Here is a 22,025-nt window from a genome sequence, read left to right as displayed (position 1 = left end):
GCAGAAAGGGGAGGGCGAGATGGCTGATCTGACGTTTATTCATGCCGCTGACCTGCATCTGGACAGCCCGTTTTACGGTATTTCGAATCTGCCTGAACCGGTATATGCGCGTATTAAAGAAAGCACATTTCACAGCGTCCGCCGACTGACGGACGGGGCACTCCGGGAGCAGGCAGATTTCGTGCTGCTTTCGGGGGATCTGTTTGACGAAGCCAACAGAAGTTTAAAAGCCCAGCTGTTTTTGAGAAAACAGTTTACGAAATTACAGGAAGCGGATATCCAAGTGTTCGTCATATTCGGCAACCATGATCATTTGGGCGGTAAGTGGACGCCGATTGAATGGCCGGAAAATGTACATATCTTCACCTCGGATACACCGGAGGAAAAGTCTTTCTTTAAAAACGGAGAGCTTGCGGCAAGCATATACGGATGCAGCTATCAGGAAAGAAGCGTAACGGTCAATCAGGCGGCCCGTTACCGGAAAATGACCGGCGCGCCTTATCATATCGGCATGCTCCACGGCATGTTATCAGGAGCGGAAGGGCATGACCCGTACTGCCCGTTTACGAAAGAAGACCTTGAAAAAAGCGGCATGGATTACTGGGCGCTCGGACACATTCATAAACGGCAGGTTCTGTCCGCCCGGCATCCCGCCGCCATTTACCCCGGGAATATTCAAGCCCGGCATTTAAAAGAAACCGGGCCTAAGGGATATTATCTCGTCCGGGCGGCAAACGGTGAGATGTCTTGGGAATTCAAAGAAGCGCATGATGTGTTATGGGAGGAAATTGATCTTGATATCTCCGGAGCTGAACATATGACTTCACTTCTGAAAGCCGCATCGGATACATTCTCCGGCTTGCGCGCGGCGGGCCGCCCGGCATGTGTCAGGCTGGTGCTTCGCGGCGCGGCGCCCCGCTTTTGGACGGAGGCGCCCGCAGGCATCGCGGAGGAGCTTCTTTCCGCTTTACAGGAGGAAGAGGCCGAAGAGGAATGTTTCGTCTGGCCGCTTGCGCTTGAGGATCGGACGGATGAAACAGACACCGTGCCGCCCGATCCGTTTTTTAAAGGGCTGCTTCAGGACATAGAACAATGCGCGGACATGAGCGGTGTATTTGAAGCCCTTGAGCGTCATCCCGTATATCGGCGTCAGGTGGCTTCATTTACAGATGAAGAGATACTGGATATTAAGCGGCAGGCTCAAGCCGTTTTAAGACGCCAAATGAAGGAGCTTCAGCGATGAAAATAACGGCGATGCATATTTACCAATACGGAAAATTTTCCGACCGAAGTTTTCAGTTGTCAGATTCTCCCGTGCAAGTGATCTACGGGTTAAATGAAGCGGGTAAAACGACATTGATGTCCTTTATCAAAAGCGTGCTGTTCGGTTTTCCGAAATCAAAAAAATACGAACCGAAAAACGGCGGGGTTTACGGCGGCACTGTGGAATTGAAGCATGGCGATCACGGCGCTGTCAAAATCGAACGGACAAAAGGCGCTGCCGAAAAAGTCAGAGTGTATACGGCTTCAGGCGAAATCAAGGACGGAGAATGGCTCAAACAGCTTCTCTCCGATACAGACCGGGCGCTGTACGAAGCGATCTATTCGTTCGATGTATTCGGACTGCAGGAGATTCAAGCTTTTAACCGGGACAAAATCGGCGAGTTTCTCCTGTATTCGAGCTTATTCGGGTCAGAAGCGGCGGCAAAGCTTGACGGGCGGCTGGCAAAAGAACTTGACAGGATGTATAAGCCGAACGGGCGGAACCCCCGCTTAAATCAGGAGTTGGATACATTAAAGCGGCTCAGCGCCCAGCTGAAACAGGCGGAAGCTGCGGAAGCGGGCTATCACAGCCTTCTGGAAGAGAAAAAAAGCGCCGGCGGCCGTTTGCAGGATGCCGAAGCACGATTGAAAGACATAACTGAAGAAATCAAAACAGTAAAATCTGCGATAGAAGCAAAGCCGCTCGCAGACAAAAAAACAGCCTTGGAAAGCGAACTTTCTTCTTATCCGGAAGCATTGAAGCAATTCCCGAAGGATGGAATGCATCAGCTTGAAAAATACGAATCGCATCTCCATCCGAAAGCGGCCCGTCTTGAGGGGCTTCGGGCAAAAGCGGCTGAACTCAGGCGGCAGGCTGAGCTGCTCGCTCCAAATGAGGACTTGTTGCAAACAGAGCGGCAGCTGCAGGAGCTTTCCGGCGAGCAGCATATGTACGAATCGCGCGGCGAACAGCTTGCCGCCATCCAATCACAGATCCGGCAGACATCTGCCCGCGTTTCGTCAGGATTGCAGCAGCTCGGAAGACATGAGGAAGACGGCATTCTTTCACTGAACACCGATTATGAATATGAATGGCGGCTGCAGGAAGCCGTGCAGAGCGCCGGACAGGCAAGAGAAAGAAAGACACAGCTTGATGCGATTTTCGAACAAGCGCGGCTGGAGCTGGAAGAAGCCGAACGAAAACATGCCTTGACGGCGGAAAACATTTTGGACCCCGCTGTCAGGAAAGAAAAAGAAGCCGCTTTACAATCATATAAGCAAACAGCTGATACAGAAGGAAACGAATGGCAGGCACATATACAGCAGCTGGAAAAACAGCGCGCCAAACAAAAAAAGCTCTTTCTCGGTGCGGGCATTCTGTTCATTGCGATTTTCGCTATGTTAAAGGAATGGCTGCCCGCCGCCCTTTTTACCGGCGCTCTGCTGCTGTATATGCTGTCCGGCATGCAAAAACCGCTGCCGTCAGAAAGAGGAGGGGCCGATCACAAGAAAAAGAAGCCGACGATCTCCAAAGAAGCGGCTGATCTTCTGCAGGAAGAGCTTTGGCGTGACGGCCGGCACCGGCAGCAGCTGATTGCGGATCAAGCCGTGCTTGAACAGAAAGAAGCGGCATATGAAAGAGTCATCCGCCAATATGAAGAATGGGAGGCGGAAATGGCGCCGTCTGAAAAACAGGCGGAACTTTTTATGAAGGAACTGGGGTTTTCAGGAAGTCCTTCCCATCTTCTTGACGCATATCATGTGATGAAAGATGTCAAAAAAGAAATCCTTAACAAGCATGAGCTGACCATTGAAGCGGGCCGGCTGCAAAAGCTGCAAAGAGCATTTGAGGACCGGGTCAAAAAGCTGAGTCCTTCAGACGGAAGGGAGCTGTCCGTAAAAGAAAGACTGCGCGATTTGCTGGCGCAGGCGGAACGGGCCCGTGAGGAAGCAAAACGAAAGCAGGCGCTCGAAACGGATCTGCTGCATGCACAAGAGCAAATGCGTGAATTAAATGAAGAAGTTCATTACTACGAACAGCAGGTCAAACAGCTTTTCATGGCGGCAGGCGCAAAAAACCGCGAACACTTTTGTGAACTCGCCAGGCTGAATGAAAGCCGCCGGGAAACAGAGCGGCAGCTGCGCGAAATCAAAACGCACTTGTCCGGCATAGGCGGAAAACAGCTTGAGCCGTACATGAGCCGCACAGTGTCCGAACTTGAACATACAGTCGTTCAGAAGGAAACAGAGAAAAAAACGCTTGAGGAAAAAAGCGCGCAGCTTCGTGAGCAAACCGCTTTATTAACGGTGAAACAAGAGCAGCTGGAGTCCTCGGGGCTTGTATCCGATTTAAAACAGCAGACAGAAATGCAGAAGGAGCGCGTGAAAAAAACCGCTAAAGAGTGGGCCGCATTACAGACGGTCAGACACATCATCAGGGAAAAAATGGAGCGGCATAAAAAAGTGACGCTTCCCCGTCTGTTAGAAACCGCCGGTGCATTATACGAGCCGCTTACGGACGGACGCTACCACAAATTGTATTTCTCCGAGGCGGATGATTCCATTATGGTCATGCGGAAAGACGGAACGGTGTTTTCTGCTGGCGAACTCTCACAGGCGGCATGCGAGCAGCTTTATGCGACGATCCGTTTTGCCCTTGCGTCAGAGAGAGAATCTGCGGTATCATTGCCGTTTTTACTTGATGACAGTTTTGTCCATTTTGACAGGCAGCGGCTGCAGCGGCTGTTTGATGTGCTGAATCAGCTCTCAGAAGGCGGGCGGCAGATACTTTATTTCACCTGCCATGAGCATGTCAGCCGGTCTTTTCACAGCGGACAAGTCATGCGGCTCCTGTCATAAAAGAGTTTATTTTCAAAAAAGAGGTATGTGCTATACTGGTATTATGTAAGATATGGAGGGAGCTTTTAATAGAATGGCAAAAGGTATTATGCTGCACGAGGTCGGCGAGCAGGTCGATCAATACTTTCTGATTAAATCTTCGACTAAGGGAATCGCAAGCAACGGAAAACCATTCCTGACGTTAATGCTGCAGGACCAATCGGGAGATATCGAAGCGAAGCTGTGGGATGCCAAACCGACTGATGAAGTAACGTACGCGGCGCAGACGATCGTGAAGGTGATCGGAGATGTCCATCACTATCGCGGACGAAACCAGCTTAAGCTGAGAAACATCCGGCCGGCCGGCGAGAACGAAAATGTCAGTATTGATGATTTTCTGGAAACGGCGCCGATTCCGAAAAATGAAATGATGGAAACCGTCACTCAATACATTTTTGAAATGAAAAATCCAAACATCCAGCGGATCACAAGACATCTGGTCAAAAAATATGCGGCTGAGTTTATGGATTACCCGGCGGCGGCTAAAAACCACCATGAGTTCGTCTCCGGGCTCGCGTATCATGTAGTGTCCATGCTGAACCTGGCAAAAGCGATTGCCGATCTGTATCCGTCTCTTGACCGGGATTTACTGTATGCGGGAGTCATCCTGCATGACCTCGGCAAAGTAAAAGAGCTTTCAGGCCCTGTTTCCACAACATACACCGTGGAAGGGAATCTGCTCGGGCACATTTCGATCATGGTGACAGAGCTTTCAAAAGCGGCCGAAGAGCTTCAGATTGACGCTGAAGAAGTGCTGATTCTGAAGCATTTGATTTTAAGCCATCACGGAAAAGCGGAATGGGGAAGCCCGAAACCGCCGATGGTGAAAGAAGCGGAAATTCTGCACTACATTGACAATCTGGATGCAAAAATGATCATGATGGACAGAGCGCTGGAACGGGTGAAGCCGGGCGAATACACAGAGCGTGTATTTGCGCTTGAAAACCGTTCTTTCTACAAACCGACGTTCCATCAATAAGATAAAAAGGCCGATTCTCTATGATCGGTCTTTTTTACGTTCAGCTCTCATAACTTGTCTTTATCAAGCATAGCTTAGAATAAAGACTCTTGGTGAAAAAGGGAGGAAACCGACGTGCTATTTTTTCCTTGGTGGGTATACCTTTGCATTATCGGAATTATTTTCAGCGCCTATAAGCTTTTCACAACAGCTAAAGAAGAGGAAAAGCTTGACCAGTCGTTTATTGAAAAAGAAGGAAGGGTGTATATTGAACGGATGGAACAGGAACGCGAGCGCCGTATGGCGGCGCCCGTAAGTGAAAACGCGGATGCGGAAGAAAACTCCAATCATTCCATCGCATAAAAAAACTGTGCGGCTCGCCGAGAGCCCGCACAGTTTTTTTATTTAGATTCAGAAGAAGTTGAAGTGTTAAACGTGTCTTTTAAGTCTTTGTCTTCCACTTTTACGTCAGCTTTTTTCATGACTTTTTGAATTGCCGCCTGTACAGCTGAGTTGTCGTTTAATTTCTGTTTAAGAACTTCTTCTTTCAGTTCTTTTTTCATGTCATCATATTTGCCGCGTTCTTCTGTCTTTTTGATGATATGATAACCGAATTTTGTTTTGACCGGATCGCTGACTTGTCCGACTTTCAGACCGAATGCAGCTTTGCTGAATGTTTCATCCATTGACTTTTTATCGAACCAGCCAAGGTCGCCGCCGTTGTCTTTTGAGTTGTCAGTTGAATATTCTTTCGCAAGCGTTTCAAACTTCTCGCCTTTTTTCAGCTTTTTCTCCACTTCGTCAGCTGTCTTTTTGTCAGCGACAAGGATGTGGCTCGCACGGATTTTACCTTTTAAGCCGTCGTAATATTCTTTCGTATCAGCGTCAGTCACTTTGATGTTGTCTTTCGCCGCTTTTTGTGCAAGCAGTTCGTACTTCACCTGATCTTTCAGGTAATCTTCGCCGTACTGCTGTTTAAGGGCGCTGTACTGATCGCCGAGCTGCGTTTTGTACTCTTTCAGCTTGTTATCGATTTCTTTATCCGATACTTTGTATTTTTTTGCTAATACTTTTTCTTGTACGAGCTGTGTCAGCACACTTGCGCCCGCGGTTTTTTTCATATTCGTGTAGAGCTCGCCTTTTGTTACATTTCCGGCATCCGTCTTGGCAATCACGTCGTTGTCGCCGCTGCTGCAAGCGCTGAGAGCCAGGACGCTCGTTGCCGTAATAGCTGCTATCGCGATTTTCTTCATTCCTTTAAACACTCCTAATCATCCAAATTAAATTGCATATGCGTATCATAACATATTGTGGCTTTCTGTAAAAAGATTTTAAATAAAGGGCATTCGTCTAGTCAAACTTTTTCCTGATACATACAAATATATTGATCATGAAAAGGAGGTAATGAACCATGGGCGGAGGATATTCAAACGGTTTCGCACTGCTCGTAGTACTGTTCATATTGCTTATCATCGTAGGTGCAGCTTACATTTGTTAAGCGAAACGGATCGCTTTTTCTAAAAGCGGTCCGTTTTCTTACCCGGGCGCCTAATCGTTTCAGAAGTAAATTGCATATGATGTAATTGGAAAAATAAAACGTTTTGTAGGAGGTGCTTTTGGAGATGGGTGAAGTATTTGCAGGCGGTTTTGCATTATTGGTTGTTCTGTTCATCTTATTGATCATCATCGGCGCTTCTTGGCTTTATTAAGAAAAAAATATGGCTGTCGGGGGTCAGACCTCCGTCAGCCATATTTTTTTGCCTGTTTACACAGTAAAGGAGATCTCGACGAATGAAGAGATCAGTAAAATTAAAATAGATACATTAATAAAACGGAATACCTTATCCTGCCGGTCTTCAGGAATCTCTCTGACAAGGCATAATGTATTTGTGAGCCTGTTTATGAAATAAAGAATAAACAGGGCAGCCACGATAAAATAGAATAAAATGATGGGAGATTCCCCCTCTCTCTGAACTGCTCCCATATTACATTACCAAATATTTATTAAAAAAGATAGAATGTAACCTGAAAAATCAGCGGGATATCAAGACTCCGGCACTTTTTTTACTAATATATCAAAACCGTCGGATTCCTGGTCAATCAGACATGATTTGGGCGCTTTGACCAGGTGCAGCGCAAATAGAAGATCAGGCAGGCAATACCCCGCATGAATGCTCGAAATCATATAAAAGTAATGAGCGTGTCTCGGAAATGCCAGTCCGGCATAAAACAATAACGGCGTAATGAATAAAAACGGGCTGATCGTAGAAATCAGCATCGTCGTTTTCGGTATGCCTTTCCATGTCGGCATCCGCAAGAAGTACATTTTCATTTCCTTTTTTCTTTTTTTACAGATCATCGGCAGGACATGTATGACTTTATGTACAAATAAAGTAACAACGAGCAGAACACAAAAAGCAAACACGTGCCCGTCACTTAAACTGATATTCGGACGCAGCAGCCCGAATGCCAAGAAGTTGCATATAAAAAACAGGATCATAAAACCTACAGCAGTCAATAATAAACGAACCGCACCATAATCTTTGATCAGATTAATGGTTTTCCAGCAATTCATCTGAGTCATCCTTCCGTACAAAGATGGAATACAATCTCAAAATAATTTACTCTCTTCAGGAGAAAAAATCAATCCTTTTTTAAAGAAAAAAATAACCCCGGAAAGGGAAGAACAGAAGAGCTCGATGAAACATGGAAATGTACGGTTTAACCTTTCTTCTCTATTCATTATCAGCTAAAATAAGATTAAAGATAGAAAGAAGTGAAACGGATGGATTCAATGGATCAGCGTATCGGGCGTTTAGAATATTACATACAATTGCTGGTGAAAACGGTGGATATGGATAAGTACCCTTTTTATGCGATGATGATTGAAAAAGGGCTGACCGAAGAAGAAGGAGAAGAGGTCGGGCGGATCTGCCGCGAATTGGAGGACGAGCTGAAGTCGCAAAAAGCGCAAGGCTTTGTGACGTTTGACAAGCTCCTTGCGCTTTTTGCGGGACAGCTGAACGAAAAATTAGATGTTCATGAAACGATTTTTGCTCTGTATGAGCAGGGGCTTTATACAGCGCTGATGGAAGAATTTATTGAGATTATGAAGCACTTTGATTAACTGTTGATCGGTTCCAGCTCTTCAGCCGTTTCATGGACAGCCGATTCGTCCGTTTTTTTCTTCAGCCTTCCGTCTTCACTATCAAAATCATTGTTTATGTTTGTCAATGATTTCTCGAATATCTCCATAAAATCTTCGCCGTAAATGTGGCGGATGACACAGGTTAATTCTTCAACTTCCGGAAACTTCCCGAATAAGTGGTAGATCGGCTGTGAGCCTTTAAACACCGCGTTTCTCGACGGGTCAAACTCCTCAAGCAGGCTTTCGAATACATTTTCCCCTTCTTCTGTTAACTGAATGTACGTGTTCCGTTTATCATTCAGCCGCTTGGAAAATTTCAGATATCCCCGTTCTTCAAGCTTTTTTGAAAAGTTAAATGCAGTTGATACGTGCATAACGCCGAATTTGGCGATTTCTGAAATAGAAGCTCCTTTAAGCTGATAGGCAATCCATAATATATGATGCTCATTAATATTAAGGTCGTACGGCTTCAGCCAATTCTGCCAGTCTTTCTCGATAGATTTCCAGAGCGCTTTGGACAGCTGCGCCATTTTTTGGGTATAGATTAAAGCTTCTTTTAGATCGTAAGGCGGTTCAACACGATTCAATACAGATCACCTGCTTCACATTTTCTTTTCCTCTATTATGCCAATAAAATAAAGATTAATAAAGATGAAAATTTAAGAATTTTATAATAAATTCTTCATCCGTTGCTGGGAAAGGCTTTAAACCGCAAAAAAAAGTGCGGAACGCAATATGTCCGCACTTTTTTTGGTTGTATAGGATATTAGTTTTGTAAGGTTTTCTCCAGCTGTCTGATTTTCTCTTCAATATCAGCGATTTCCTTTTGGAGATCCTGCTGGTGCGGCTTGATTTCCTCCTGCCACCTTTTAATGCTGGTCTGAAGCTCTCCGCCTACGTCTTTAATGACTTCTGCGCTTTCTTTCGCCGTTTGGACAAGCTGGTCCTTAAGCGCCATTCCGTCTTTTTTTAACCGTTTGATTGTGTCCTCAATTGAATTGCAATTCGCTTTGATTTTGCCCCGCAGCTCTTTTCCGGATGAAGGAGCCGAAAGTAACACCGCTGCGCCTCCGATCAATCCGCCTACGAAAAGGCCTGTTAAAAGGGAACGTCCGTCAGCCATTTGAAATCACCCCGTTTTTTTTCTCATAACTTTTATCATTTTTGTTCAGAAGAATAAACTTCTATACATAGCTTGCTTTATTTTAGCATATTTTTTAAGGGAAAAGGAGGGAGAAGGTTGTCTGTCTTTATGATTGTTTTATCTTGTATGGCTCTTGTCTTTGCGGCGGGTGCCGTTTATTACCTGAAACTGCTCGGCCAGGCCGCTTCTTATCCGCCGAAGCGGGTCGTCCGCCAAAAGGCCATCGTCTGCTCAGCAGGAACCGCCCTCGCATTGTTCCTTATCTTTTTCACAAAACTTCTCGTATAAAACATGCTGAAACACATTAAAAAACCTCTTCCGGCCGGAAGAGGTTTCGGTATGCGGTTATTTCACCGTTTCAATCATATTGGACCGTTTTAAGATCGTCTGCACAATCGGATGCATAATGATAATGGCGATCGCATTCAGCGCAGCCGCCGGAAGGACGACCGCGAGCACCAAGGCGGTGAATCCGCCCGGCAGGCCGACAATCAGAAGGGCCAGCGCCAGAAAGAGCAAACCAGAGATGAAGGTGCCGGCTATTGTAATGACGGCGGCGGCCGCTGTTTTCACGCTCTTTTTCACCAAAAGCGCCAGCGCGAGAAACAGAAACGCCGTTACCGGTTTTTCAATGATATTCGGAAGCTGTCCGCCCGGAAAAGATGTCGTGAGTGCGGAAATGATTCCCGTTACAATCCCGATCATCAGCACGTTCTGCACACGGGGGAATAACAGAATACCCATAAACATCATCACAAGCATCATATCGGGTTTCATTCCGAATAATACCGGCGGCATAATGGAATGAAGCACCGCTCCGATTGCCGCAAACAGGGCCATAATGACTAATTCTTTTGTTTTCATACTAAGCTCTCCTCTGCTAAGCTTTTTCGCCATCCAATAATATGCTCGTCATTTATTGCGATGGCCGGAAAAATTGATATGCAAACAGTATATCAAAGGAACCGTTATGTTAGAAGAAATTTATTCGTTTTCCTGCTGGAACTTTTTCATAAACTGAGCCAGTTTTTCACAATCAGCCAGGCTGACGGCGTTGTAGATAGACGCCCTGCATCCTCCGACTGAGCGGTGGCCTCCGAGTCCGGTCATTTTAGCCGCTTTCGCTTCTTCAACGAATTTTTTCGTGAGGCTGCTGTCGCGGAGGGTGAACGTGACGTTCATATGAGAACGGCTGTCTTTTGCGGCATGCCCAGCGTAAAACCCGCCGCTTGCGTCGATTGTGCCGTACAGGACGTCGGCTTTTTCCTGATTGCGCCGTTCAGCCGCTTCGACACCGCCGTTTTCAGCCAGCCATTCAAGGACGAGGCTCAGCATATAAATCGCAAATGTAGGCGGCGTATTATACAGTGAATCGGCTTTTGTGTGAGTGGAGTATTTCAAAATTTTAGGGACGTTGGCGTTTTCGTTTTCAAGCCATGATTTTTTCATGATGACGACCGTGACGCCGGACGGACCGAGGTTTTTCTGGGCGCCGCCATAGATGACATCAAACGTTTTGACATCAATTTTTCTGCTCAGGATGTCGCTTGACATGTCGGCTACGAGCGGGATCGGTGAATTCGGGAACTCTTTCCACTGCGTTCCGAAAATCGTGTTGTTGGACGTAATATGCAGGTAGGCGCCGTCTTTGATTCCTGTGAGGTCCGCTTCCGGTATGTGGTTATGGTTTGAATCTGCGCTTGTTGCCGTGACGGATGTGTTTCCGAACAGTTTCGCCTCGGCGAGCGCTTTTTCAGACCATGCGCCCGTTACGATGAAGTGCGCCGTTTGCTCCGGCGTTAAAAAGTTCATCGGCAGCATGGAGAATTGAAGGCTTGCGCCGCCTTGAAGAAATAAAATATCATAATCGTCGGGAATATCCATCAGTTCTTTCAGAAGGCTTTTTGCTTTTTGATGCACCGCATCATATTCTTTGCTCCGGTGGGACAGCTCCATGACGGACATGCCGGTGTCATTGAAGTTGACAAATTCTTTTTGTGCTTTTTGCAGCACATCCAGTGGAAGGGCTGCGGGTCCTGCATTGAAATTCGTTGTACGTTCCATGTTTACGATCTCTCCCTGTTTTCCGCTTTAGTGTAAGAAATAATACAATTATCCTATCACAATTTTTTGATTTTTTTGATATGAAAAAATATAATTTTATGTTTTTTGTGTTTCCGGACGCAAAAAAACCTCATCTTTAAGATGAGGCAAGCCGTTTTCTGACGGTTGAAGCGATCTCCTGAAGATCGTCAGGCGTATAGTCTTCGGCGTGGGTCTTCCAGACAGCCCCGAAACCGTCGCCTTTTCCGTAACGCGGAATGATATGCATGTGAAAATGGAACACCGATTGGCCCGCTTTTTCACCGTTGTTATTGAGAATATTCAGCCCGATCGGCTCGAATTCATCGCGGATGGCGCGTGCGATTTTCGGCACCGCTTCAAAATATTCTTTAGAAAGCTCAGGCGTAAACTCGTACACGTTTTCGATATGTGTTTTCGGGATCACGAGCGTATGGCCTTTTGTGACCTGGCTGATATCAAGAAACGCCACAACATGTTCATTTTCGTATACTTTTGAAGACGGAATGTCACCGGCAATGATTTTGCAGAAAATACAATCGTCCGCTTTGTGCATAGATGGGTTTCCTCCCTGAAAAGAAATATATGTATATTCTCATCGTACCACAAAAACGGCCAAAACAAAAAACAGGATGAACGGCTGCGCGTTCACCCTGATGCAGAAGTACGAGCTTTATCACAGAAAATTAAATATGCCTTTTGTAAGCACCTCATTTGTTTTTAAAATGAAGACTTATGGGTCTGCTTAATCATTCCTGGGACAAACACCTCATTTGATTATTTCATCATGAATGAAGAACATCATCAAAGCAGTGTGTGAAGAAATTGTAAGCACAGGACATGTTGATTTTCATCCAACTGTTCTAAGACGTCTTTTATAAACACCTCATTTTCAGTTGATTAAAGCTGTTTCCTTCTACATACATTATGATGTCCGCCAAAACGATAACTATGCACGCTTTTCACGTGAGAAAAAAAGGGAATCGTTTCAAATCAGACTTTATTTTTGGTACTATGAAGAAAAACGAATCAGAAGGGGAGAAATTATGTCTCTGCTATCGGTAAAAGACTTAACCGGCGGTTATACGAGAAACCCGGTCTTAAAAAATGTTTCATTCACCCTTGAGCCGAACCAGATTGTCGGACTCATCGGATTAAACGGCGCGGGCAAAAGCACGACGATCCGGCATATTATCGGATTAATGGACCCGCATAAAGGCTCGATCGAGCTGAACGGCAAGACGTTTTCGGAGGATAAGGAAAGCTACCGCTCGCAATTTACGTACATCCCCGAAACGCCGGTGCTGTATGAAGAACTGACGCTCAAAGAGCATCTGGAGCTGACGGCCATGGCGTACGGCCTTTCCAAAGAAACGCTTGAAAAAAGGCTTCCTCCGCTTCTGAAAGAATTCAGAATGGAAAAAAGGCTGAAATGGTTTCCCGCTCACTTTTCCAAAGGGATGAAGCAGAAGGTCATGATCATGTGCGCGTTTCTCGCGGAGCCTTCGCTTTATATCATTGACGAGCCGTTCCTCGGCCTTGACCCGCTGGCGATCAATGCATTGCTGGAGCGGATGGACGCCGCGAAAAAAGCCGGATCAAGCGTGCTGATGTCAACCCATATCCTGGCTACGGCAGAGCGCTACTGTGATGCTTTCATTATTTTACATAACGGCGAAGTGCGGGCAAGCGGCACACTGGAAGAACTGAGAGAGCAGTTCGGCATGAAAGACGCAGCTCTTGATGACTTGTATATTGAACTGACGAAGGAAGACGCCGGCCATGAATAATATGTCTACTATTTGGCAGTCCCGGCTTGAAGAGCATATAAAGGAAACCAGAATGTATATGAAATATATGCTCAATGATCATCTCGTCATTGTGCTGATCTTTTTTATTGCCGGCGCGGCGAGCTGGTACAGCAAGTGGGTCAAAGACATTCCCGTTCATTTTCCCTCATTTTGGGTGATGGCGGTGCTCTTTTCATTTGTGCTGACCGGTTCATACGTCCGGACGCTGTTAAAGGAAGCGGACCTCGTGTTTCTGCTGCCGCTTGAACCGAAAATGGGGACATACTTTAAGCATTCATTTAAGTACAGCTATCTGTCACAGCTGTTTCCGCTTATTGCTCTGTCGCTTGTATGCATGCCTCTGTTTTTCGCTGTAAGTCCGGGGGCGTCGCTTGCGTCGTATGCCGCAGTATTTATTCAGATGCTGGCGGTAAAAGCGTGGAATCAGGCCATGGAGTGGCGGATGACGTTTATGAATGACAGAAGCATGAAAATGATGGATGCGGTCATACGCTTTATCTGCAATATGCTGCTTTTATACTTCGTCTTACAGTCGTTTTATGTGTACGCTGCCGCCGTCTACATTGTGATGGCCGGCCTTTATGTGTATTTCACATCGGCCGCAAAACATAAATCATTAAAATGGGAAGCTCATATTGAATATGAATTAAGAAGGAAGCAGCGGTTTTACAGAATCGCCAATCTGTTTACCGATGTGCCTCACCTGAAAAAACAGGCAAAACGCCGGGCGTATCTCGACTTTTTGCTCAGAATGATTCCGTTCGAACAGCGGAAAACGTTCTCCTATATGTATGCGCGGGCCTTTCTGCGTTCAAATGATTACCTCGGCATTCAGGTCAGGCTCACGATTATTTTTATCCTGATTATTATGCTCGTTTCCGCCAATCCGTGGATAACGGCGGCGTTAACCGTATTTACCGTCTTTATTACGGGAATACAGCTTCTGCCGCTGTTCGGGCATTTTCATCATCTGTCGTTACAGGAGCTTTACCCGGTCAATCAGAAAGTGAAGCTGCAAAGTTTCTTTTCGCTGATGAAATCGGCATTAACCGTGCAGGCGCTGCTGTTCTGTGCAGCGTCAGCCTATGCCGCGGGAGTCAGCGGGGCGCTGTATGCGGCTGTTGCTTCAGCCGTTCTGATTTTTGTGATCATGCCTTCGTATATGGGCGGAAGATTGAAAAAGTACGGCAAGCTGTAATCAATCGGGTTTTTGAAACCTCAATGAAAGAAGGAGACACAGATGACCGACGATCAGCAGCTGATACAGGAAGCACTGCAATGGAAAGTGCGTTTTTTGCGCAAAGATTCTATGCTTGAACGTTTTTCTAAAGGAATGCAGGCGAAAATAAATGAGCGGATTCCTGATAAAATTCATGCCGTCATCACAGAAAGCATTAAAAAAATGACCGAAGCAACAATGGCGGGTTCAAATCTGGTGAAAGGCAAGCGGGATACAAACGGTATGACGCTTGCTGAAAAAGATGCCCTCGCCAGACAAACCATCGCATCGTACCAAAAGGTCGCGGCAGCCGAAGGGATCGGTACGGGGGCCGGCGGAATTTTTTTAGGGATGGCTGATTTTCCTTTGCTGTTATCCATTAAAATGAAATGTCTGTTCGATCTTGCCTCTACTTACGGCTATGATGTGAAAGACAGGGATGAGCGATTGTTTTTGCTGTTTATTTTTCAGCTGGCTTTCTCAAGCGGTGAACAGCGGAAACGCATATACTCAATGATTGAACAGTGGGATTCGAAAAAGCATGATGTCGATTGGAGAGTTTTTCAGCAGGAATACCGCGATTATCTGGACGTGGTGAAATTGTTTCAGCTTTTGCCGGTCGTCGGAGCCGCCGTGGGCGGAGCGGCCAATTATAAACTGCTGTCACAGCTCGGTGAGACGGCAAGGCACGTTTTTCATTTAAGAATCACAGCAGCCGGTACGTAATGTACCGGCTGTTTTTTACGCCCTATCGGGGGTAGCTCACCGCGGCGCCGATAAGCACTTTGGCGGCCGTCAGCATCGCTTTTTCATTAAAATCAAATTTCGGATGATGATGAGGATAAATGGTTTCCGCGTTTTCTAAAGCGGCGCCCGTAAAGAAAAATGCGCCTTTTGTATGCTGCAGATAATAGGAAAAATCCTCTCCGGCCATCTGCGGCTCTCCTTCAATGACTTTCGTAACGCCGTCTGTTTCCGCTGCGGCGGCCGCCGCGTGCGCCGCTTCCTCGGGATGATTGACGACGGCGGGATAACCGCGCTTGAAACGATATTCATAGGAAGCGGAGTGCATGGAACAGATTCCTTTTACGACGGCTTCTATTTCTGCTTCGAGCAGGCTGCGCACACTTTCGTCAAACGAGCGGACGGTGCCTGATATGACTGCCTGATCGGCAATCGCATTAAACGGATTTTCAGCGGTGAACGAGCCGGCTGAGATGACGGCCGGCTGCACCGGATTTACCCGCCGGCTGACGATATGCTGAAGAGCCGTGACGATTTGTGAGCCGATTAAAACGGCGTCCTTCGTATCGTGAGGAATCGCGCCGTGGCCGCCTTTGCCGATGACTTTAATCGTAAAGCCGTCAGCGGCGGCCATTACTGCGCCCGGGCGGCATAAGACCGTCCCGACGGGTTCAGTCGCCCAAAGGTGAGTGCCGAAAATGGCATCGACATGCTCGAGGCAGCCATCCTCAATCATTGCTTTTGCTCCGCCGGGAGATAATTCCTCGGCGTGCTGGTGGATCATCACAAATGACCCTTTCAGTTTTTCACGGTTGCAGTACAGTACTTTTCCGACCGCGAGCAGAGCCGCCGTATGGCCGTCATGCCCGCAGGCGTGCATGACGCCGGGAATTTGTGAAGCATAGGGCACATCTTTTTCATCCTGTATCGGCAAAGCATCAAAATCAGCTCTGAGTGCCACGACCGGTCCCGGTTCACTCCCTTCAATATAGGCTGTGACACCGTTGCCCCCGACATTCGTCCGGATGGGAACGCCGAGCTTTTCATAAAATGAGGCGATGAACGCCGGTGTTTTTTTCTCCTTAAAGGATGGCTCGGGATTCATGTGAAGGTGACGCCTGATTTCAACCATTTCCTCATACAGCCCGTCAAGCTGAGCGTTTAAGCTTTTTTGAAGTGTCGTTAACGTCAAAAGCGATGCCCCCTCGTCTGCTTTTCCCATGATTGTATAGAAAATGTCAGAAGATTTCAATCCTTTTGCTACGGGAGAATGATGATGGCGGCGATCGTTGTGACGACTAGCCCGGCCGCAACCGGGATAAAGTTTTTTCTGGCAAGCTCAAACGGGTCAACTTTACAAATAGCCGCAGCGGGGATCAGTGCCCAAGGGACCAATGTTCCGCCTCCGACCCAGATCGCTGAAATCTGGCCCAGCGCCGTTAAAACGGCCGGGTCCGTATGAAGCGCGGCGGAAAACAGCTTTGCCATCGAGCCTGCAAGAGATATACCGGAAAACCCTGACCCGTCGAGTCCGGTAATCGCACCGACTGCGGTCAGGGCGATGCCGGCGAATTCTCCGGACATCGGAAAAGAATGGGACAGGGCCAATCCGAGGTCATTGACGATCCCCGCAGATCCTTTCGGCAGCGGGGTGTTCAAAATACTTTTAAACCCCGCGTCACCGAGATAAAAGAAGGCCGCGATCGGAATGACGGGGCCGAATACTTTAAAGCCGAATTGAAAACCGCCGATAAAATACTCGGTGATCTTTTCTAAATGCCGCTCTTTATATACAATGAAATGAATGATCAGGAGAATGCCGATCGCTGTTCCTCCGACGAGTGCCGTCGCATCGTTTCCTTGCAGACGGTATACGATCATGCAGATAATATCGGCGAGAAAAACAAGCGGAATGAAAACCGCCAGGATCACCCTGAGTTTTTTCGGCAGATACATACTTGTGTCCAATGAACCGGAGCTGTCCAAGGAGAGGGGGGCCTTCGTTTTTTTTCGATCCCGCATGATGAGGAAGAAAGCGGTGATTGTCGTCGTTAACCCCATGATCAAAACGAGCGGAATACTTGCCTGCATGACATCGCTCACGGGAATGCCCGCGGCATCGGCCGTTAATTTCGGGGCCGCCTGAATGACGTAATCCCCCGATAAAGCGAATCCGTGGCCGAACAGGTTCATCGCCATAGCCGCGGCGATCGGAGAAAGGCCCGCCCGGATCGCTGCGGGAAGCAGCACAGCGCCGATCAGCGCCACCCCTGGTGACGGCCAGAAAAAAAGAGAGATGGCAAACATCAGGCAGCCGATAACCCAATACGCGACAGCCGGCCCTTTCATCACCTTTGCAAACGGAGAAATCATCGCTTCATTAATACCGGTTTCGGTCAAGAGGCCGCTCATCGCCACGATAAAACAAATAATAAAAATCGTCGGCAGCAATTCTCCGGCGGCATACGTGAAGCTGTGAAACAGGCTGCTGACCGAAGCGGAGAATGAATGCGTCGTCCATAGCGCAATCACAAAAATGCCGGCGAGTGAAATAAAGGTTGTATCTTTCCTGAGGAGCATAAAAACGATAATGGCCGCGATAAAAGCAACATAAAGCAGATGTACCGAGTAGACGCCGATCCCCAATTGAACCACTCCGTTTATAAATAGGATTGCTACAGGTTATTCATAGGCGGGCGGAAGGTGCAAAGAAGGATGCGTAAAATCGGGACATTAAAAAAGCCGGAGAATCTCCGGCGGTTTTCAGTCTATTGCGTAATAAGCGGTTACATAAGACGGGCGGGAGAAAATAGACGTCGTGTCGATGCCGGCAGATGTTCCGCGTTTTTTATGGGCTTCCTGATAAGAGTTTGACTGCTGCCAGTCCTGAAAGGCTTTTTCCTCTTCCCACAGGGTCAAAATGACATACGTATCGCCTTCAAGCGGCCTTAATACGCGGATGGCTTGAAAACCGGGTTCATTTTCCACCTTGCCGGCGCGGTTTTTAAACCGGTTTTCAAACAGCGGACGGCCTTCCTGGGTAACGGCAATGTTGTTGAGGACGGCGTAGCCCGGCTTTTTGATTTCCCCGACGCTGTCGATGCTCTCATATGAATGGGGCGCCTGAAAAACGGTTTCTCCATTTGTTTCATGAATTAAGACCGCATTTTCCGCCCCTTGCATCAGCACCATATTCTCACTCGGGTGTTTCTTTACAATCGTCTTTAAAAAATCGGCTGTCCCGTATGTAATATAAACCTTCATATCAGCCACCTCCTGCTTGCTAGTATATCAAAAGAGTGGTATAAGTTTCTATTGGCGACTCATTCTGACATAATTCGAAACAATATTTCCCATACTACAAGTTAAGAAAGGCGAGGTGACTTATGCTGAAAAAGAAAAAAAGATTCTTTATTCCGGCTGTAATTGCGGCGGCAACCGCTTTTCTCGCGTTAATCGGATACATTATCATTATATTTCTCGGCCATTATGTCATCGACGAAAAGAAATTAATACTGCACGCATCTTCAAAAATCGTCGATCAAAACGGTGATGAAATCGCGAGCCTCTATACGGAAAATCGCGAGCCGGTATCCATTCAGCAGGTTCCGGAAGATGTGAGAGATGCCTTTATCGCCGTTGAAGATAAACGGTTTTACGAACATCACGGCATTGATGTGAAGTCTGTCGGCCGGGCGGTGTTCCGGGATGTTTTAGCAGGCGGCAAGGTGGAGGGCGGCAGCACGATCACCCAGCAGCTGGCGAAAAACATTTTTCTGACTCATGATAAAACATTTTTGCGCAAGACGAAGGAAGTCATTATCGCCATCAATCTTGAGCGTGATTACAGCAAGGACAAGCTGCTTGAAATGTACCTGAACCAGCTTTATTTCGGCCATGGCGTTTACGGCATTCAAGCCGCGTCCCACTACTACTTTAATAAAGAAGTAAAAGATTTAACCGTTGCAGAAGGCGCCGTTCTGGCAGCGATTCCGAAGGCGCCATCTCTTTATTCGCCGATTCAGCATCCGGATAAAAATAAAGAACGCCGCGATACGATTCTTGCAATGATGAACGACCAAGGCTATATCAGCGCCAAGGAAGCGGTCAGAGCCCAGGGCCGGACATTGGGGCTTCATGTCAAGAAAACATCAGAAACGCCTTGGTTTGACAGTTATATCGATCTTGTCATCAAGGAGGCGGAATCCCGTTATTCGATGTCGGGTGAACAGCTGCTTCAAGGCGGTTATACGATCCGGACGTCACTTGATTCCAAGCTGCAGAAAACGGCATACACCCTCATGAAGGAAAGCGGCTATTTTCCGGGGACGGATCAGGCGGCAGAGGGAAGCGCCGTCTTTATTGATAATAAAACCGGAGGCGTGCGCGCGGCGGTCGGCGGACGCGACTACGTGACAAAAGGATACAACAGGGTTACGGCGAAGCGGCAGCCGGGCTCAACGTTTAAGCCGATTGCCGTATACGGGCCCGCCATGCAGGAAGACAAGTTCAAACCGTATTCGCTTCTCCAAGACAAACTGACGTCCTACGACGGGTATGAACCGAAAAATTATGACGGACAGTACAAGGGGGAAGTGACGATGCAGGATGCGATCACTTACAGCATAAATGCGCCCGCTGTCTGGACATTGAAGCAGATCGGCGTGGATACGGGAAAATCGTATCTTGAGAAAAACGGCATGAACATTTCTGACAACGGACTCGCGATTGCGCTGGGCGGTCTGTCTGAAGGCGTCACTCCGCTTCAGCTTGCCGGAGCTTATCATACCTTTGCGGCAAACGGAATGTATACGAAGCCATTTTTTATAGAGAACATCACGGACGAAGACGGAGAAACGTTATCCGGGCCAAAAAACGGCAAAACGCGCGTCTTCAGCGGACAGACGGCATGGAATATGACGAGAATGCTACAGCAGGTCGTAAAAGAAGGAACCGCTTCACAAGGCAGCTATCAAGGCGACCTGGCGGGGAAAACCGGCACGACCACATTTACCGGCATCCCCGGCGCGACAAAGGACGCCTGGTTTGCGGGATACACTCCCGGACTGACGGGAGCCGTCTGGATGGGCTATGACAAAACGGATAAAACCCATTATCTGAAAGGCGGCAGCCAATACCCGGTCAGACTCTTTAAAGATATCGTCACAAAAGCGGGTGAAAACGGCCGGACATTCAAAAAGCCTGAAAATGTGAAGGAACTGGGCAGCCCGATTGAGCTGGAGGCGGTAAAATCCCTGTCGGCCCGTTATACATTTAAGGCGATGGGACTGATTACGGTTCAATTAAAATGGGATATTCAAAAGGATGATCGGGTTGTTTACCGAATATATGAGAAGAAAGACGGAAAAGACAAGCTTCTGGATTCGGTGAAAGGAAAAGGCAGCTTTGACATACCGTACGCCAATCTGTTTTCAGGGGCTTCATACAAAGTCGTTCCATATAATTCACAGACGAATCAAGAAGGAGAGGGAACGGAATACGTTCAGCCGAAGCTTTTTTCTTCTTAATCATGAATTCGGCGATTTTTTGAACATTAAGCCTCAATTCTATACCATTCAGAAAAAACAAGGTATAGTGTAATGGGCGAAGAACACGAACGTATGGTTGCAGGAGGAAAGGTGGAAATTCAGATGAGTAAACGAGAAGCGTTTAATGATACGTTTTTAAAAGCGGCACGGGGAGAAAAAACAAATCACGTCCCTGTCTGGTACATGAGACAGGCGGGGAGGTCTCAGCCGGAATACCGCAAGCTGAAAGAAAAATACGGCTTAGTCGAAATTACGCATCAGCCCGAGCTGTGCGCGTATGTGACGAGACTCCCGGTCGAGCAGTACGGAGTGGACGCTGCCATTTTATATAAAGATATTATGACGCCTCTTCCTTATATCGGAGTGGATGTTGAAATAAAAAACGGAATCGGCCCGGTGATCGATCAGCCGGTGCGCTCTGCTGCGGATATTGAAAAGCTCGGCGAACTGAATCCCGAACAGGATGTTCCTTACGTGCTGGAAACGATCCGATTACTCGTAAACGAACAGCTGAATGTTCCGCTCATCGGTTTTTCGGGAGCGCCTTTTACGCTGGCCAGTTATATGATTGAAGGCGGACCTTCTAAAAATTACAACAAAACAAAAGCGTTTATGCACAGTATGCCGCAAGCGTGGCAAATGCTGATGGACAAGCTGGCGGACATGATTATCGTTTATGTAAAAGCGCAGATTAATGCCGGCGCAAAAGCCATTCAGATTTTTGATTCATGGGTCGGCGCGCTGAACCGCGAAGATTACCGGCAGTTTATAAAACCGGTGATGGACAGAATATTCCGGGAGCTTTCAGCAGAGCAAGTTCCGCTGATCATGTTCGGTGTAGGCGCAAGCCACCTGGCCGGGGATTGGCATGACCTTCCTCTTGATGTCGTCGGTCTTGATTGGAGACTCGGCATAGATGACGCCAGAAAACAAGGCATTACAAAAACGGTTCAGGGCAATCTTGATCCGTCGCTTCTTCTTGCGCCTTGGGAAGTCATCGAGAAAAAAGCGAAAGCGATACTTGATCAAGGCATGAAAACGGACGGGTTTATTTTCAATTTAGGGCACGGCGTATTCCCTGATGTCAATCCGGCAACGCTGAAAAAGCTGACGGCGTTTGTACATGAATACTCCGCGGCCCAAAAAACGGAACAATCTTCCTGAGCAGATCGTTGGTTATAAGAAGATTTTCCTGTCAAAATCAAGGTA

At 47.4% G+C, this 22,025-nt stretch carries 24 protein-coding genes; 13 read left to right on the top strand and 11 right to left on the bottom strand.

Features of this window, described 5'->3' with window-relative positions; all coding sequences use genetic code 11:
• The first annotated feature begins 19 nt into the window (after positions 1-19).
• The 4 genes from BZ167_RS04530 (at position 20) to BZ167_RS04515 (ending at position 5,482) form a co-directional block, all read left to right on the top strand.
• The gene (locus BZ167_RS04530; RefSeq protein ID WP_033574479.1) at positions 20-1,243 is read left to right on the top strand and encodes a metallophosphoesterase family protein; all 1,224 of its coding nucleotides are present in this window, start codon (positions 20-22) and stop codon (positions 1,241-1,243) included.
• Entirely contained in the window at positions 1,240-4,122 is a 2,883-nt protein-coding gene (locus tag BZ167_RS04525) for an ATP-binding protein (RefSeq protein ID WP_033574480.1), read from the top strand. Before BZ167_RS04530 ends, BZ167_RS04525 begins: the two co-directional genes overlap by 4 nt.
• Positions 4,123-4,195: 73 nt before the next feature.
• Positions 4,196-5,140 (top strand): 3'-5' exoribonuclease YhaM, encoded by a 945-nt coding sequence (gene yhaM, locus BZ167_RS04520; protein WP_003155251.1) that lies wholly within the window; start codon positions 4,196-4,198, stop codon positions 5,138-5,140.
• Positions 5,141-5,254: 114 nt separating this feature from the next.
• Positions 5,255-5,482, top strand: coding sequence for a sporulation YhaL family protein (locus BZ167_RS04515; protein ID WP_025649547.1), 228 nt, complete (start codon positions 5,255-5,257; stop codon positions 5,480-5,482).
• A 38-nt stretch (positions 5,483-5,520) separates the two neighbouring features.
• On the opposite strand, the gene BZ167_RS04510 is transcribed toward BZ167_RS04515, so the two are convergent.
• Positions 5,521-6,372, bottom strand: coding sequence for a peptidylprolyl isomerase PrsA (locus BZ167_RS04510; protein WP_003155249.1), 852 nt, complete (start codon positions 6,370-6,372; stop codon positions 5,521-5,523).
• Between the two features lie 158 nt (positions 6,373-6,530).
• On the opposite strand from BZ167_RS04510, the gene yhzE1 reads away from it, so the two are divergent.
• Positions 6,531-6,617 carry a sporulation protein YhzE1 gene (gene yhzE1, locus BZ167_RS04505; protein ID WP_017417375.1) on the top strand — a complete coding sequence of 29 codons (87 nt, stop codon included), beginning with the start codon at positions 6,531-6,533 and terminating at the stop codon, positions 6,615-6,617.
• Between the two features lie 124 nt (positions 6,618-6,741).
• Positions 6,742-6,828, top strand: coding sequence for a sporulation protein YhzE2 (yhzE2, locus tag BZ167_RS04500; RefSeq protein ID WP_003155248.1), 87 nt, complete (start codon positions 6,742-6,744; stop codon positions 6,826-6,828).
• Between the two features lie 56 nt (positions 6,829-6,884).
• Here yhzE2 and BZ167_RS04495 read toward each other — a convergent pair whose 3' ends face one another.
• Positions 6,885-7,103: a hypothetical protein gene (locus BZ167_RS04495; RefSeq protein ID WP_003155245.1), complete on the bottom strand. Its 219-nt coding sequence runs from the start codon at positions 7,101-7,103 to the stop codon at positions 6,885-6,887.
• Between the two features lie 60 nt (positions 7,104-7,163).
• A complete protein-coding gene (locus tag BZ167_RS04490; protein ID WP_007409225.1) occupies positions 7,164-7,694 on the bottom strand; it encodes a DUF3267 domain-containing protein in 531 nt (176 codons plus the stop codon).
• A 210-nt stretch (positions 7,695-7,904) separates the two neighbouring features.
• Here BZ167_RS04490 and BZ167_RS04480 point away from each other — a divergent pair, with 210 nt between their 5' ends.
• Entirely contained in the window at positions 7,905-8,246 is a 342-nt protein-coding gene (locus BZ167_RS04480; protein ID WP_015388481.1) for a YhaI family protein, read from the top strand.
• Here the strand turns inward: BZ167_RS04480 and BZ167_RS04475 are convergent.
• Both BZ167_RS04475 and BZ167_RS04470 read right to left on the bottom strand, forming a co-directional pair.
• A complete protein-coding gene (locus BZ167_RS04475; protein WP_003155240.1) occupies positions 8,243-8,854 on the bottom strand; it encodes an HTH-type transcriptional regulator Hpr in 612 nt (203 codons plus the stop codon). The two genes, BZ167_RS04480 and BZ167_RS04475, sit on opposite strands and share 4 nt — an antisense overlap.
• A 179-nt stretch (positions 8,855-9,033) precedes the next feature.
• Positions 9,034-9,390: a YtxH domain-containing protein gene (locus BZ167_RS04470; protein WP_007409224.1), complete on the bottom strand. Its 357-nt coding sequence runs from the start codon at positions 9,388-9,390 to the stop codon at positions 9,034-9,036.
• A 117-nt stretch (positions 9,391-9,507) separates the two neighbouring features.
• Here BZ167_RS04470 and BZ167_RS04465 point away from each other — a divergent pair, with 117 nt between their 5' ends.
• Entirely contained in the window at positions 9,508-9,699 is a 192-nt protein-coding gene (locus BZ167_RS04465; RefSeq protein ID WP_007409223.1) for a membrane protein YhzF, read from the top strand.
• 57 nt (positions 9,700-9,756) lie between these two features.
• Here the strand turns inward: BZ167_RS04465 and BZ167_RS04460 are convergent, their stop codons facing one another.
• The 3 genes from BZ167_RS04460 to BZ167_RS04450 form a co-directional block, all read right to left on the bottom strand.
• Positions 9,757-10,275, bottom strand: coding sequence for a tryptophan transporter (locus BZ167_RS04460; protein ID WP_003155234.1), 519 nt, complete (start codon positions 10,273-10,275; stop codon positions 9,757-9,759).
• Between the two features lie 120 nt (positions 10,276-10,395).
• On the bottom strand, positions 10,396-11,475 hold the full coding sequence (serC, locus tag BZ167_RS04455) for a 3-phosphoserine/phosphohydroxythreonine transaminase (protein WP_033574481.1): 1,080 nt from the start codon (positions 11,473-11,475) through the stop codon (positions 10,396-10,398).
• A gap of 136 nt (positions 11,476-11,611) precedes the next feature.
• Positions 11,612-12,049, bottom strand: coding sequence for an HIT family protein (locus tag BZ167_RS04450; protein WP_007409220.1), 438 nt, complete (start codon positions 12,047-12,049; stop codon positions 11,612-11,614).
• Positions 12,050-12,539: 490 nt separating this feature from the next.
• Here BZ167_RS04450 and ecsA point away from each other — a divergent pair, with 490 nt between their 5' ends.
• Genes ecsA through BZ167_RS04435 form a run of 3 tightly spaced genes read left to right on the top strand, consistent with a single transcriptional unit; the run spans position 12,540 to position 15,249 of the window.
• Entirely contained in the window at positions 12,540-13,283 is a 744-nt protein-coding gene (gene ecsA / locus BZ167_RS04445; protein WP_003155231.1) for an ABC transporter ATP-binding protein EcsA, read from the top strand.
• On the top strand, positions 13,276-14,502 hold the full coding sequence (locus BZ167_RS04440) for an ABC transporter permease (protein ID WP_060674974.1): 1,227 nt from the start codon (positions 13,276-13,278) through the stop codon (positions 14,500-14,502). The genes ecsA and BZ167_RS04440 overlap by 8 nt, the downstream gene beginning before the upstream one ends.
• A 42-nt stretch (positions 14,503-14,544) precedes the next feature.
• Positions 14,545-15,249: an EcsC family protein gene (locus tag BZ167_RS04435; RefSeq protein ID WP_060674976.1), complete on the top strand. Its 705-nt coding sequence runs from the start codon at positions 14,545-14,547 to the stop codon at positions 15,247-15,249.
• A gap of 22 nt (positions 15,250-15,271) precedes the next feature.
• On the opposite strand, the gene BZ167_RS04430 is transcribed toward BZ167_RS04435, so the two are convergent.
• The 3 genes from BZ167_RS04430 to hmoB form a co-directional block, all read right to left on the bottom strand.
• Positions 15,272-16,459: a M20 family metallopeptidase gene (locus BZ167_RS04430; RefSeq protein WP_061046923.1), complete on the bottom strand. Its 1,188-nt coding sequence runs from the start codon at positions 16,457-16,459 to the stop codon at positions 15,272-15,274.
• Positions 16,460-16,527: 68 nt separating this feature from the next.
• On the bottom strand, positions 16,528-17,913 hold the full coding sequence (locus tag BZ167_RS04425) for a hypothetical protein (RefSeq protein WP_060674978.1): 1,386 nt from the start codon (positions 17,911-17,913) through the stop codon (positions 16,528-16,530).
• A 117-nt stretch (positions 17,914-18,030) separates the two neighbouring features.
• A complete protein-coding gene (hmoB, locus tag BZ167_RS04420; RefSeq protein ID WP_061890522.1) occupies positions 18,031-18,531 on the bottom strand; it encodes a heme-degrading oxygenase HmoB in 501 nt (166 codons plus the stop codon).
• A gap of 122 nt (positions 18,532-18,653) precedes the next feature.
• On the opposite strand from hmoB, the gene BZ167_RS04415 reads away from it, so the two are divergent.
• Entirely contained in the window at positions 18,654-20,795 is a 2,142-nt protein-coding gene (locus tag BZ167_RS04415; RefSeq protein WP_077391946.1) for a transglycosylase domain-containing protein, read from the top strand.
• A gap of 123 nt (positions 20,796-20,918) precedes the next feature.
• Positions 20,919-21,980 carry a uroporphyrinogen decarboxylase gene (gene hemE / locus BZ167_RS04410; protein ID WP_032875175.1) on the top strand — a complete coding sequence of 354 codons (1,062 nt, stop codon included), beginning with the start codon at positions 20,919-20,921 and terminating at the stop codon, positions 21,978-21,980.
• The last annotated feature ends 45 nt before the right edge of the window (positions 21,981-22,025 follow it).

Source organism: Bacillus sp. 275 (assembly GCF_001999205.1).
Classification (GTDB): Bacteria; Bacillota; Bacilli; order Bacillales; family Bacillaceae; genus Bacillus; species Bacillus velezensis.
Note: the sequence above shows the minus strand (reverse complement) of the source record. Positions and strands in the feature narration are given on the sequence as shown.